General features: G+C 70.2%; 12 protein-coding genes. 5 read left to right on the top strand and 7 right to left on the bottom strand.

From position 1 onward, the window contains the following. Window positions 1-11 precede the first annotated feature (11 nt). Window positions 12-992, bottom strand: coding sequence for a Gfo/Idh/MocA family oxidoreductase (locus AB0L64_RS07020; protein WP_363708609.1), 981 nt, complete (start codon window positions 990-992; stop codon window positions 12-14). 177 nt (window positions 993-1,169) lie between these two features. Between AB0L64_RS07020 and AB0L64_RS07025 the strand changes: the two genes are divergently transcribed. Genes AB0L64_RS07025 through AB0L64_RS07035 form a run of 3 tightly spaced genes read left to right on the top strand, consistent with a single transcriptional unit; the run spans window position 1,170 to window position 5,502 of the window. Next, window positions 1,170-2,303, top strand: coding sequence for an ROK family protein (locus AB0L64_RS07025; RefSeq protein ID WP_363708611.1), 1,134 nt, complete (start codon window positions 1,170-1,172; stop codon window positions 2,301-2,303). A gap of 59 nt (window positions 2,304-2,362) precedes the next feature. Then, window positions 2,363-4,093 carry a DUF4832 domain-containing protein gene (locus AB0L64_RS07030; protein ID WP_363708613.1) on the top strand — a complete coding sequence of 577 codons (1,731 nt, stop codon included), beginning with the start codon at window positions 2,363-2,365 and terminating at the stop codon, window positions 4,091-4,093. Window positions 4,094-4,101: 8 nt separating this feature from the next. Then, on the top strand, window positions 4,102-5,502 hold the full coding sequence (locus AB0L64_RS07035) for a DUF4832 domain-containing protein (RefSeq protein ID WP_363708615.1): 1,401 nt from the start codon (window positions 4,102-4,104) through the stop codon (window positions 5,500-5,502). A gap of 92 nt (window positions 5,503-5,594) precedes the next feature. On the opposite strand, the gene ftsH is transcribed toward AB0L64_RS07035, so the two are convergent. Next, the gene (gene ftsH / locus AB0L64_RS07040) at window positions 5,595-7,565 is read right to left on the bottom strand and encodes an ATP-dependent zinc metalloprotease FtsH (RefSeq protein WP_363708617.1); all 1,971 of its coding nucleotides are present in this window, start codon (window positions 7,563-7,565) and stop codon (window positions 5,595-5,597) included. A 58-nt stretch (window positions 7,566-7,623) separates the two neighbouring features. On the opposite strand from ftsH, the gene AB0L64_RS07045 reads away from it, so the two are divergent. After that, window positions 7,624-8,553, top strand: coding sequence for a nucleoside hydrolase (locus AB0L64_RS07045; RefSeq protein WP_363708619.1), 930 nt, complete (start codon window positions 7,624-7,626; stop codon window positions 8,551-8,553). 76 nt (window positions 8,554-8,629) lie between these two features. Continuing rightward, window positions 8,630-9,316 (top strand): ATP-dependent Clp protease proteolytic subunit, encoded by a 687-nt coding sequence (locus AB0L64_RS07050; protein ID WP_363708621.1) that lies wholly within the window; start codon window positions 8,630-8,632, stop codon window positions 9,314-9,316. 118 nt (window positions 9,317-9,434) lie between these two features. On the opposite strand, the gene AB0L64_RS07055 is transcribed toward AB0L64_RS07050, so the two are convergent. The 5 genes from AB0L64_RS07055 to AB0L64_RS07075 are packed head-to-tail and all read right to left on the bottom strand — an operon-like array spanning window position 9,435 to window position 13,541. Further along, window positions 9,435-10,400 (bottom strand): zinc-binding alcohol dehydrogenase family protein, encoded by a 966-nt coding sequence (locus AB0L64_RS07055; RefSeq protein WP_363708623.1) that lies wholly within the window; start codon window positions 10,398-10,400, stop codon window positions 9,435-9,437. 9 nt (window positions 10,401-10,409) lie between these two features. Next, window positions 10,410-10,772, bottom strand: a complete 363-nt coding sequence (locus tag AB0L64_RS07060; protein WP_363708625.1) for a hypothetical protein — start codon at window positions 10,770-10,772, stop codon at window positions 10,410-10,412. Beyond that, the gene (locus tag AB0L64_RS07065; RefSeq protein WP_363708627.1) at window positions 10,769-11,632 is read right to left on the bottom strand and encodes a hypothetical protein; all 864 of its coding nucleotides are present in this window, start codon (window positions 11,630-11,632) and stop codon (window positions 10,769-10,771) included. Before AB0L64_RS07065 ends, AB0L64_RS07060 begins: the two co-directional genes overlap by 4 nt. 11 nt (window positions 11,633-11,643) lie before the next feature. Then, entirely contained in the window at window positions 11,644-12,417 is a 774-nt protein-coding gene (locus AB0L64_RS07070) for a citryl-CoA lyase (protein WP_363708629.1), read from the bottom strand. Next, window positions 12,414-13,541 carry a CoA transferase gene (locus AB0L64_RS07075; protein WP_363708632.1) on the bottom strand — a complete coding sequence of 376 codons (1,128 nt, stop codon included), beginning with the start codon at window positions 13,539-13,541 and terminating at the stop codon, window positions 12,414-12,416. Before AB0L64_RS07075 ends, AB0L64_RS07070 begins: the two co-directional genes overlap by 4 nt. Between the last annotated feature and the right edge of the window lie 48 nt (window positions 13,542-13,589).

Here is a 13,589-nt window from a genome sequence, read left to right on the forward strand (position 1 = left end):
CCGTCGTCCTTTCAGCTGTAGGAGATCACTCGGTTGGACTCGGCCGCCGCGTTCGCCGCCACCACCAGGCGGGTCAGCTCGACGGCGCGCTCGATGTTCTCGTCGGCACGGGTGTCGTCGACGATGTGGCCGACCCACTGCGCGAACGGATCCGGCGAGTGCTCAGGCACCTCGACCTGCTCGCCGTTCACCAGGAGAACGTTCCCGCGGTCGGTGTAGGTGAGCGTGCCCTCGGTCCCGAACAGCTCGATCGTGAACGGGTTGTTGCTGGCGAACCCGGCCTCGATCACCCCGATCGTCTGGTCGCCGTACCCGGCCACGACGACCGCGTTGTCCTCCAGCCCGCGACCGGCCACCGAGCGGTACGTCGCGCTCACGGTCTCGGGCGTCGCGCCGAGGAACAGCTGGGTCAGGTACACCGGGTGGCAGCCGAGGTCGGTGAGCGCGCCGCCGATCGCGGCCTTCGGCTCGAAGAACCGCTGGGGCAGCCAGCCCTCCTTGCCGTCCCGCCCGATCGCGCCGTCGTGCGAGAGCCGGACCCGGCCGTAGGTCACCCGGCCGAGTGACCCCTTGTCGAGCACCTCCCGGATCGCGGTGGTGTAGCCGTGCGCGAGCCGCGGCAGCGAGACCGTCAGCTTCACGCCGGCGGCGTCGGTGGCGGCGACGATCTCCTCGGCCTCGGCGACCGTCGGCGCGAGCACCTTCTCGGTGTAGATGTGCTTACCGGCCTGAGCGGCCTTGACCATGATGTCGCGGTGCACGTCGGTCGGCGTCGTGATCACCACGCCGTCCAGGTCGTCGCGCGCCAGCAGCGCGTCGAGATCGCCGGTGAACTCCACACCGAACTGGTCGGCACCGGCCCGGCCGCGCTCGGCGTCGTCGTCCCAGACGGCCACCAGCTCTGTCCCCGGGTGCGCCTGGGCCTGCCTGGAGTAGTCGCCGGCATGGACGTGCCAGAAGCTGAGCGTCGCGATCTTCAGCGGGTTGGACACGCGGGTCCTCCTCAGTGGAAAACTTCGGAAACGTTTCGGATCGAGCGTCGGCAGATCACGGTACAACGTTGTCATCGGTGTGCAACAGACCCCCGGCGCGCCCGTTCACACGGTGAGACCCGCGCGCAATCGGGATGCTTATAGTTATCCAGGATTCCCGGAGAACTGAGGTGGCTGATGAGCGAGGAACCGGTCGGCGGCGACCTCTCGCGGCTGCGCCAGCTCAACGCCGCCGCCGTGCTGCGGGAACTGCGCGGCGACCAGCCCTTGACGCTCACCGAGTTGTCGAAGCGAACAGGTCTGTCGCGCGCTTCGACCGAGGACGTGGCCCGGGACCTGCTCGGCCGCGGCTGGCTGACCGAGGTGGCGCCGGCGTCCGGGTCGGTCGGGCGGCCCGCGCGGCGGTACCGGTTCAACGCGGGCGCCGGGCGGTTGCTCGGGATCGACATCGGCGGGCACAAGGCGCTCGCCCTGGTCACCGACCTCGACGGCGAGGTGATCAGCCAGAGCCGGATCGAGATCGCTGCGGAGGCCGGACGGCGGCAGCGGCTCGCGGCGCTGGACCGGTGCGTGACGAAGGCGCTGGCGGGCGCCGGCGACGGGCAGATCTGGGCGACCGGGGTGGCGACCACCGGCCTGGTCGACGGGACCGGGAAGGTGATGCTCTCGGACTCGTTGCCGGAGTGGAGCGGGGTCGACCTGGCCGCGCAGGTCCGGCGCCTGGTCCCCGGCCCTGTCCGCGTGGAGAACGACTGCAAGCTCGCCGCGCTCGCCGAGACCTGGCGCGGCGTCGCCCGGTTCGCGAAGGACGTGGTCTTCCTGCTGGCCGGCCTGCGTACCGGCGCCGGACTGATCATCGACGGCAAGCTCCACCGCGGCTTCGCCAACTGGTCCGGCGAGATCGGCGCCCTCCCCGCCGCCGGCTGGCAACACGCCCCGCACCACCTGCACGACTGGCTGGAGAACAGCCCCGCAACCGAGGCGGGCGGCGGGTTCGAGCGGGTGTTCGTGGCCGCTCGCGCGGGCGACGCGACGGCCCTGGCGGCCGTCGACGCGTACGTGCGGGATCTGGCGGTGGGGGCCTCCGCCCTGGTGCTGACGCTGGACCCGCAGCTGGTCGTGATCGGGGGCGGGTTCTCGCGGTCGGCGGACGTGATGGTGGCGCCGTTGCGGCGCGAGCTGGACCGGTGGTGCCTGCGGACGCCGGAGATCCGGGTGTCCGCGTTCGCGGACGAGGGCGTCGCGCTGGGCGCCGTCCGGCTGGCGCTCGACGAGGTCGAGTCGACCATCACGACCGGGCTCAGGCCTTGACATAATTTTCCTGGACTCCATGATTATCCCCATCGCCACGCCCAGCGAGAGGAAGCATCATGATGCGTCCGTTCCGTCTGCTCACCGTCGTCGCCACGGGTGCCCTGCTCGCCGCGGTCCTCACCTCCCCCGCCCAGGCCACCATCAGCGGCGCGACCGCGACCAACACCGCGACCACCGTCACGTACCGCTTTTCCTACACCGGCGCCCCGCAGTTCCTCCGGGTGTACGTCGACACCGACCGCAACCCGTCGACCGGATTCGCCCAGGGCGGCACCGGAGCCGACTACCTGCTCGAGAACGGCAGCCTCTACCAGCACACCGGCACCGGCTGGAGCTGGACGCTCGTCCGCTCTGTCACCTTCGGCAACACCGGCGGCGTCGCCCAGTGGACTGTCGGACGCGCTGACCTGGGTGAGACCGCCACGCCGAACGACGCCGACCTGATCTTCCAGGCGGAGGCCCCGCTCGAGACGTCCGCGAAGTACACGCAGGTCTACACCGGCGGCAGTGGTGGAGTGACCTACACGCCGGCGACCGAGAACTTCGCCAACCCCGAGCGCGGCTTCTACCACCACACCGGCGACTGCGACAAAGCGGACTTCTCCCAGTCCACCCTGCAGGGCTACCGCAGCGGTCAGGGCATCTCGCTGGTGATGTGCGTCTTCTACCTGGCCGAGTACAAGAACGGCCCGATCGCCCAGGCTGCTCTCGACCAGCTGCAGCAGCAACTCGACACCGTCCGCGCCGCCGGCCTCAAGATGGTGCTGCGTCTCGCGTACACCACGTCCACCACAGGCGACGACGCGACGAAGGACCGCGTCCTGGCGCATCTCGACCAGTTGGCGCCGTACCTTTCGGCCGGCAAGGACGTGATCGCCGTCGTCCAGGCCGGGCTGATCGGCGCCTGGGGCGAGTGGTACTACACGCAGAACTTCGGCAACGCCGGCGTCGTGTCGGCGACGGACTGGGCGAACCGCAAGGCGGTCACCGACAAGCTGCTCAGCGTCGTGCCGTCGACCCGGATGATCCAGCTGCGAACCCCCAAGTTCAAGCGCACCATGTACTCGACCACCCCGGTCCAGCCCGGCGACGCGTACACCGGCTCGACGCTGTCCCGGGTCGGTCACCACAACGACTGCTTCCTCGCCAGCGCCGACGACTTCGGCACCTACGAGAACCCGGCCGTCGAGTACCCGTACCTGCAGTCCGACACGACGTACGTCGCGATGGGCGGCGAGACCTGCGGCGTGAACGCGCCGCGCTCGCAGTGCCCCACGGCGACCAGCGAGCTCGCGCAGTTCCACTGGTCGTTCCTCAACACCGACTACGAGCCCAACGTCCTGAGCTCGTGGAACTCCGGCGGCTGCCTGGCGACCGTCAGCAAGAACCTCGGGTACCGCTTCCGCCTCGAGTCCGGCACCTACCCGTCGACCGCCGCACCCGGCGGCAGTCTGCCGGTGTCCTTCACCGTCCACAACGACGGCTACGCGACGCCGTTCAACCCGCGCAACCTCGAGCTGGTCCTGCGGAACACCGCCACCGGCAGCACCTACAAGCTCCCGATGACGTCGGACCCGCGCCGCTGGACCGCGGGGACGTCGACCACGGTGTCGCAGACCCTCACCGTGCCCGCCAGTCTTCCGGCAGGTTCGTACGCCCTGCTGCTCAACCTGCCGGATCCGCTTCTGTCCACTCGCCCCGAGTACTCGATCCGCCTCGCGAACCAGAGCACCTGGGACGCGGCGACCGGGATGAACTCGCTCCTGCACACCGTCAGCATCAGCTAGGAGACGACATGAGACGAAGGCTCGCTGCCGCCGTGTGCGCGCTCGGACTGCTGCTGCCTGCCCAGCAGGCGCTCGCGGCACCGTCCACGACGCACACCTACTCCACCAGCGACGAGGTGATCGCCAACCCCGAACGCGGCTTCTACCACCACACCGAGACGCATTACCGAGCCGACGGTAGCGGGTACGCGCCGCTCGACCTCACCACCCTGCGCACCTTCCGGACCCAGGAGAACATCACGCAGATCCTGCGCGTGTTCTACCTGGAGAAGTTCGCGAGCCAGGACGCGATCGACAAGCAGTACCTCGACCTGGTCCGTGCCGACTTCCGCACCGCCCGCGCGGCCGGCGTCAAGGTGATCGTGCGGTTCGCGTACGCGCTGCCCGGTGCGGGCTGGCCGCCGCCCACGCCGTACGGCGACGCGCCGGTCGCCCGCGTACTCAAGCACATCCAGCAACTCACGCCGGTCCTGCGCGACAACGCCGACGTGATCGAACTCGTGCAGTCCGGCTTCGTCGGCCTGTGGGGCGAGGGCTACTACACCGACCATTTCAGCGACCCGCAGGACCCGAGCCAGGTCTCGGACCAGAACTGGGCCGATCGCAAGGCGGTGACCGACGCGCTGCTGAAGGCGCTGCCGAAGGACCGGATGATCCAGGTGCGCACGCCGTACATGAAGCAACGGATGTACGGCGTACCGACCGGCACCGCCGGCGCGCTGACTGCCGAGCAGGCGTACGACGGTTCGCCGGTGGCCCGGATCGGGCACCACAACGACTGCTTCCTGGCCAGCCCGGACGACTTCGGCACCTATCTCAGCGACCCGATCGAGCTGGACAAGGACTTCGTTGCCCAGGACACCAACTACGTGCCCGAGGGCGGTGAGACCTGCGCCGTGAACCCGCCGCGCTCGGAGTGGGACTCGGCCGCCGCGGAGATGGCGCGGCTGCACGTGTCGTTCCTGAACACCGACTACAACAAGGACGTGCTCGGCAGCTGGGGTGACAACCTCGAGGTCGCGAAGCAGAAGCTCGGCTACCGGTTCGCTCTCGACCGGAGCACGGTCACGACCCGGCGCGGGACGGTCCAGGTCGACCTGCAGGTGCGCAACGACGGTTGGGCTGCCCCGTACAACCCGCGTCGGGTGCAGCTGATCTTCCAGAGCGCGAAGCACACCTACAAGGTCGACGTACCCGCCGACCCGCGCCGCTGGGGCGCCGGTACGACGACCTCCCTCAGCTGGAAGGTCGCCGCACCGCCCGTGCCCGGCACGTACAAGCTGTTGCTGAACCTGCCGGACCCGCGCCTGTCCACACGTCCCGACTACTCGATCCGCCTTGCCAACAACGGGACCTGGCAGCCGGGCACCGGTTACAACGATCTCGGCCAGACGGTGACTACCGGATAGGCTGAGACAAGAAATGGCGGGCCGAGACCTGTTATCACCGGTCTCAGCCCGCCACGTCTTGTCTCAGGTCCCTGCAGCTAGGCGCGGGCGCGCTAGGTGCGGGATCCGTGGGTGATGCCGGCGGCCGCGTAGGCGTCGGCCTCGTCGAGGGTCTCGTGTTCGAGGAGCTGCTCGGCGATCGAGTCGAGCTTCGGGCGGTTCTCGCGGAGCAGGCGGCGGGCCTCGGCGTAGCACTGCTCGATCAGGCGCCGGACCTCCTGGTCGACGCTGTTGAGCAGCTCGTCGGAGACCCCGGCCATCCGGGCGTCGCCCTCGGACGGGAGGACCGAGACCGGGCCGATCAGGTCGGACATGCCCCAGCGACCGACCATCGACCGGGCGATCCGGGTCGCGGTCTCCAGGTCGCTCTCCGCGCCGGTGGTGACGACGCCGAGCACCTCCTGCTCGGCCGCCATCCCGCCGAGCGCACCGATGATCCGGCCGCGCAGGTAGTCCACGTCGTACCCGTAGCGGTCCGACTCCGGCGTCGACAGCGTCACGCCGAGCGCCCGGCCGCGCGGGATGATCGACACCTTCCGGACCGGGTCCGCGCCCTTCTGGATCATGCCGAGCAACGCGTGCCCGCCCTCGTGGTACGCCGTGCGCCGCCGCTCCTCCTCCGGCATCACCACGTTGCGCGCCGTGCCGAGCTGGACCTTCTCCAGCGCGTCGGTCAGGTTCCGCTGGGTGATCTGCGACTCGCCCTGCCGGGCCGCGGCGAGCGCGGCCTCGTTCAGCAGGTTGGCGAGGTCGGCGCCGGTCATGCCGGGGGTGGACCGCGACAGCGCAGCGAGATCGGCGTCGGCGGCCAGCGGCTTGCCGCGGGCGTGCACCTTGAGGATCGCCTCCCGGCCCGGCTGGTCCGGCGCATGCACCGTGATCGTCCGGTCGAACCGGCCGGGGCGCAGCAGCGCCGGGTCCAGCACGTCGGCGCGGTTCGTCGCCGCCAGCACCACGACGCCCTCAGTGCCCGAGAAGCCGTCCATCTCGGTGAGGATCTGGTTCAGCGTCTGCTCGCCCTCGTCGTGCCCGCCGACCGACCGGGCGCCGCCGCGGGCGCGGCCGATGGTGTCGATCTCGTCGATGAAGATGATCGCCGGCGCGACCTTCCGCGCCTCGCCGAACAGCTCCCGCACCCGGCTCGCGCCGACGCCCACGATCATCTCGATGAACTCCGAGGCGCTCGCGGAGAAGAACGGGACGCCTGCCTCACCGGCCGTCGCCCGCGCGAGCAGCGTCTTGCCGGTGCCGGGCGAGCCGGCCAGCAGCACGCCCTTCGGGGCCCGCGCCCCGAGCCGCCGGTACTTCTCGGGGTCCTTCAGGTAGTCGACGACCTCTTCGATCTCGGCCTCGACCTCGTCGATCCCCGCGACGTCGGCGAACGTCACCCGGACGCTGGTCGGGTCGACCGGCTTCTTCTGCTGGCCGCTGCCGCCGAGCAGGCCGCCCAGCCCGCCGCCGGCCCGGCTGCGCCGGAACAGCCAGAAGTAGAACGCCGCGATCAGGATGAACGGGCCGAGCGAGATCAGCAGGTTCCACAGCACACCGCGCTGCGCCACCACCGGCGTCGCCCGGACGGTGGCGCCGCTCTTCTGCAGGTCGCCGTACAGATTGTCGTTGGCGAACGTCGGCCGCTCGGTGGTGAACTTCGTGTACGTCTCGCCGCTCTTGCCCGGCACCTCGGCGGCCTCCTTCAGCCGGCCCTCGATGGTGTCGCCGCGGGAGAAGATCTCGGCCACGTTCTGCTTCTGCACCTGAGCGGTGAAGTCGGTGTAGGCGATCGTCTGCTCGCCGCCGGCCAATTGGTCCTGCATCGTGGTGAGCAGGAAGAGCACCAGGTACCCGCCGACGATCCACGCGACCCACTTCCACCACCGCGGCCGGCGCGGCTTGTCGTCGCCGTGCCCGGCCGGCAGCCCCTCGGTCCGCCACGGCTTGTGCGGCGGCCGCTGCGATCCGTTGCTCTTGCGGTCGGCCTGGTCGGGACCGGACTCGTCCTTGGCCGGCGGCTCCTTGTCGCTCATGGAGCCAAACATAGGTGCTGAATCAGCCGGGCCCTAGCAACAACTCATACCCTGGCACATGGTCACACCTCTGATCCTCGACTGCGACCCGGGCCACGACGACGCACTGGCGATCCTGCTCGCGGTCGCCGATCCGGCCGTCGACCTGCTCGCCGTGACGACCGTGGCCGGCAACCAGACCGTCGAGAAGTGCACGGTGAACGCGCGGCGTGTGCTCTCCTTGGCCGGGGTCTCGGATGTTCCGGTCGCGCGGGGCGCCGACCGGCCGCTGGTACGGCGATTGCGGATCGCCGACGACGTCCACGGCACGACCGGGCTCGACGGCCCGGCCTTCACGGGCGAGCCGTCGGTGCCGGCATCGCCGTACTCGGCGCACGAGCTGCTGGTCGACGTACTGCGCTCTCGGCCGGCGACGATCGTGGCAACCGGGGCGTTGACGAACGTGGCGCGGCTGCTGGCCGAGGAGCCGTGGCTGGCCCGGAACATCACCGAGATCGTGTGGATGGGCGGGTCCACGGACCGCGGCAACATCGCGCCGCTGGCCGAGGCGAACGCGTGTGTGGATCCGGAGGCGGCCGATCTGGTGGTGCGGTCGGGGGTCCCGTTCACGATGTGCGGGCTGAACGTGACGCATCAGGCGCTGGTGACGGATGACGTCCTGGCGCGCCTGGAGCGGATCGGGACGCCGTTGGCGCGGGTCTGCGGCGAGTGGATGACGTTCTTCGCCTCGACGTACCGCGATCTGTTCGGCTTCGAGGCACCACCGTTGCACGACCCGGTCGCGGTGGCGCGGGTCATCGACCCCGCGATCGTGCACTGCGTCGAGGCCAACCTCGTCATCGAGACCAAGGGCGAATGGACCGCCGGCGCCACGGTGGTGGACCTCGACGGCTACACCGGCCGCCCGCCGAACGCCCGGATCGCCCTCACCCTCGACCGAGAAGCCTTCTGGAACCGCGTCGTCAGCGCGATCACCACCCTCGGCTGATTCGTCTGCTGACAGCGGAACCCCCTTCACCCCGGTCCCCCGCTGCTCCAGGCTGGAGGTGTCGAGGAGGACACACATGGATGCAGAGAACCGGACGACCACTCTGAGCAGCAACGGCATCCCGGGGCCGGGCGTGCCTGGGCCGGGACGGCCGTGGCCGGAGATTCCCGGGGTGCCCGGGGTTCCGGAGCGGACGGCGCCGCAGCCGATTCTGCCGTCCTGGTACGAACCGACATCGATCACGCTGGAGCGGGAGCTCGCCGACCGGCTGCTGGCCGAGCGGGTGATCCTGGTCGGCGGGCGCCTCGACGACGCACTGGCGAACCACGTCGCCGCGCAGCTGCTCCTCCTGGATGCCCAGAGCAACGACCCGGTCAAACTCCACCTGTCCGCGCCGGACGCCGACCTGGACGCGGCCCTGTCCGTGGCCGCCGCGATCGACCTGATCAGCGCCCCGGTCCATGTCGTTGCCCGCGGCACCGTCCGCGGCGCCGCGATCGCCGTCCTCGCCGCCGCAGCCGAGCGTGTAGCCCACCGGCACACGATGTTCGTGCTGTCCGCGCCCCACTTCACCGCCGACGGCACCGCGGACGAACTGGCCGCCGCCGCCGAGGAACACGACCACCAGACCGCCCGCCTCCGTGACCTCATCGCCCAGGCCACCGCTCGCCCCGCCGACGAGATCGCCGCCGACCTCGAGCCCGGCCGAGTCCTCACCGCCGAAGAAGCCCGCACCTACGGCCTCATCACCAAACTTCTCTGAGCGCGCCGGCCGCTGCAGCTCGACAGTACGTATACGGCTACCAGCCGCACCCCGCCCGCGGGGCGCCCGCCTCGACGACCTCCCAGTGGACATATACGTACTGTCGTCCTGCAGACCTTCAGGTGATGGTGAGGACCAACCGGCCGGCGGTCCTGCCGGTGGACTGGCGGGTCCAGGCCGTGGCGACGTCGGCGAGAGTGACGGTTTCGTAGGCGACGGTGATCGCCCCGACCGCGGCGTGCTGGAGTACGGCGGTCAGCGCGTCGCGGCGCTGGTCCGTGGTGAGGGCGTTGTTCGTGTAGCCGAGCACGCTCGCTGTCCTGCTCCGCAGGACTGACGACGAGAAGACCGCCTCGTCACCGGACGAACCACCGAGATTCACCAGCCGCCCGCCCGGGGCGAGGACCCGCGAGGCAGCGGTCGCGGCGACGCCGAACACCGGATCGATCACCACGTCGTACGTCGGATCGCCCAGCAGTCTCGTCAGCTCGTCGGTATCCGGGCTGAGCGCGACCACCTCGTCCGCACCCGCCGCCAACGCCCGCTCCCGGGACGCGTCCGACCGGACGACGGCAACGACCCCGGACGCCCCGAGGACCCGCGCGGCCCCGATCGCCACCTGCCCGACCGCACCGCCACCGCCCAGCACCAGCACCCGCTCCCCCGCCTGCATCCGGGCCCGCCAGGTCAACGCCATCCACCCGGCGACCCCGGACAACCCGATCGCTGCCACCGCCGCGTCCAGCACCGGCACGTCCAGCGCCACCAGATCCTCGTCCGGTACGGCGGCCCGCTCCGCGAGACTTCCGTCGCCCGCCGTCATCCCGGCCGAGGTCGCGAAGAACACCCGGGTCCCCGCGGGGACCGTCGACGACTCCTCGACCACACCGACACCCTGCACACCCGGTACGTACGGGAGCGCCGGCGGGCCGAAGTACGACGTACCGGAGGCACACAGCAGATCGAGCGGGACGATCGGGGCCGCGGTCACCCGGACGATCGAGGAACCAACACCTGCCACCGGGTCGGGGTGTTCGGCATGCGACGGCGGCTGGCCGTGGGTGTGCAGGACTGCGGCGCGCACGCGGACTCCTCAGGTAGCGACATCGGGGTACGGCAGGGCGTACTGCTGCTGCAGGGCTCGACCGTACGCCTTCTGGTACTCCAGCGGGCCGTGATCCCGCTCGAACATCGCGATGAACAACGTCAGCGTGAGGAACGGATGCGCGCCCAGGCCGAACAGCGCGAGGTGGTCGTGGTCGCGCAACGCCTTGCGCTCGTCGTCGGTGAACGCGAGCCAGGTGGACTTCTCCGCGACCGCGCAGTTCAGGATCTCGTTCGCCTTCTCCCGCTCCCACCAGTCCACCGTGCCGGCGGGATCCTCGCGGTAGCGCTCCACCAGCTCAGGATCCCGGTCGACCGTGTAGAGGAACTTGTCCAGCAGGTACCTGCTCATGCCGGCACTCCGTTCGGGTACCAGGTGAAATACGCCTCCATCGTATGGAACAGGTCGAGCGAGTCCACGTGGTCCGCCTTCGCCCCGGCGCCCGCGACGCCCATCATCAGCATGAAGTCCATGAAGCCGTGCGTCGCATTGCCCGGCAGATGCAGGCTGTCCAACGTCACCTCGGACAGGCACCCGTCGATGTCGCCGCTCGCGATCCAGTCCACCGCCTTGCGGTCGAACTCCGGGTCCGGGCCGTGCTCGCCGAACTGCCGGGGCCCGCCCAGCTCGAGCGACAGGTGCCCGGTGCCGATGATCGCGACCCGCTTGTCGATCGGCCACGACTCCACCAGCCGCCGGATCGTCCGGCCGAGCTCGACGAACCGGCCGGGCCGCGGCAGCGGGGGTGCGAAGATGTTGGTGTAGATCGGCACGATCGGCAGGTCCGCGTCCGGGCGCAGCGTGATGATCGGGCAGGTGATGCTGTGGTCGATCCGCAGTTCGTTGCTGAAGGCAAGATCGAAGCCGGCGTCCAGGCCGTTGCGCAGGATGTGCCCGGCGAGCTGCTCGTCACCGGCCAGCCGCATCCGGGGCAGGCCGAACTCGCGCTCCTCGTTGTACCAGTTCGCGTCGAAGTACGGCGCCTTGCCGACCAGGAACTGCGGCATGTTGTCCAGCCACAGCTGGTGGAAGTGGTCGCTGCCGACCATCACCAGGATGTCCGGCCGCGCCTTCGTCAGGGTCTCCCGGAAGGCCTCGATCTTCGCCACCCACGTGTCGGCGAACGGCGGGCGGTCGGCGCCGGTGGCGGTGCTCGCCCGGTAGTAGAACGGATGGTGCGTGGAGGCGATCACCGCGGCGACTGTGGCCATGTGGTGCTCCTTCAGGGTTCGACGTACACGGCGTTGCGATCGACGGTCAGGTAGGCGTCCATGCCGATGGGCCTGCGTCGCTCCTCCGCCAACTGGCCGAGGAGTCCGGCGGCTCTGGCCAGCAGGGCGAAGCCGCGCAGCATCTCCACCGGCAGACCGAGGTCGGCGAGCGCGGCGCCGCACACTCCGGCTCCGTTCAGCGGCAGCTTGCGCCCGAGCACCTGCTCGTGCACCCGGCCGATCGCCTGGAACAGCTTCAGATGCGGCCCTTCCAGCCCTTCCTCCCGGGCGATGCGAATCAGTACCGGTGTGCGCGGGTCTTCCACCTTGTGCACCGGATGACCCAGCCCGGGGATGTACGTCGCGTTGGCCCGGGACTGTCGGACAAGCTCCAGCGCGAGTGCGTCCCAGCCGGCGTCGTCCGGCGTGGCGTGGCCTTCCAGGGCTTCGTGCAGGAACATGGCGCAGTCTTCGGTGACGCCAAGGAAGCGGGAGCCTCCGCCCAGCAGGCCCGCGGCCAAGGCGCCCTGCAACGCGTCCGGCGCCGACAGGTACGTCAACCGCGCGGCGATGGCGGTGGGTGTGAAACCGTGGTCGGCGAGGGCGACCAGGACTGCCTCGAAGACGCGGGTCTCGGACGGTGTCGGGCGGCGCAGGGCGACCAGCCAGAACGCCAGCTCGCCGAAGCCGACCTTGCCCATCAGATCCGCGGTCAGGTCCTGCCCGAGCAGGCGGATCTCGTCGGCGGTCGACGTACCGAGCGAGGTGGGGAATTCGGTGCTCATGCGGACAGCCACTTCCTCAGCTCGGCGCCGTGTTCGTCCAGGTCGGGCGGCGGCAGGCGGTACGACGCCGCGCTGCCGGAGAACGTGATCGGGTTGCGCACCGTCGGGATGTCGCCGACCGTCACCACCGGGTCCAGCCCGATGTCCTCGGCGAACGCGACCCCGGCGTCCACCGTGTTGATCGGTCCGCACGGCACCCCGGCCGCGATGATCTCGCGGAACCACTCGAGCTTGGTCCGCGTCATCAACCGCTCGACGAGCAACGGCCGCAGCTCCTCACGACGGGCCGTCCGCTTCTCGTTCCGGTCGAACCGGGGGTCGTCGGCCAACTCCGGTACACCGAGCACCTCGACCAGCTTGCGGAACTGCCCGTTGTTCCCGGCCGTGATGATCAGTTCCCCGTCGGCGCACGGCAGCGGCTCGTACGGGAACAGGCTCGGGTGGCTGTTCCCCATCCGTAGCGGTACGACGCCGCCCGCGACGTACGCGCTCGACTGGTTGACCAGCCCGGACAGCGCCGACGACAGCAGGTTCACCTCGACGTGCTGCCCGCGGCCGGTCTCGTGCCGCAGGTTGAGCGCCGACAGCACCCCGATCGTCGCGTGCAGCCCGGCCATCACGTCGAACACCGAGATGCCCGCACGGTACGGCTCGCCGGACGGGTCACCGGTCAGGCTCATCAATCCGGAGATCGCCTGCACGATCAGGTCGTACCCGGGCAGTGCGGCGCCGCCCGGCCCGGACCCGAACCCGCTGATCGACGCGTACACCAGCCTCGGGTTGCCGGCGGCAACGGTCTCGTAGTCGAGCCCGAACCGCGCCAGCCCGCCCGGCCGGAAGTTCTCCACCAGCACGTCCGCACGCCGCGCCAGCTCCTGCGCGGCGACGAGGTCCGACGGATCCTTCAGATCGAGCGCGATCGACCGCTTGTTCCGGTTCACCGCGAGGTAGTACGTCGAGACGCCGTCGCGCACCGGCGGCTGCCAGGACCGGGTGTCGTCACCGCCCGGCGACTCGACCTTCACGACGTCGGCCCCCAGGTCGGCCAGCAGCATGGTCGCGTACGGACCGGCCAGGATCCGGGAGAAGTCGGCCACCAGCAACCCGGAGAGCGGACCCTTCACCTGACCTCCCGGATCTACGGACACCTGTCCGCATCAGTCTCGATCTCC

The organism is Kribbella sp. NPDC051936, from assembly GCF_040680955.1.
In the GTDB taxonomy this organism is placed as follows: domain Bacteria; phylum Actinomycetota; class Actinomycetes; order Propionibacteriales; family Kribbellaceae; genus Kribbella.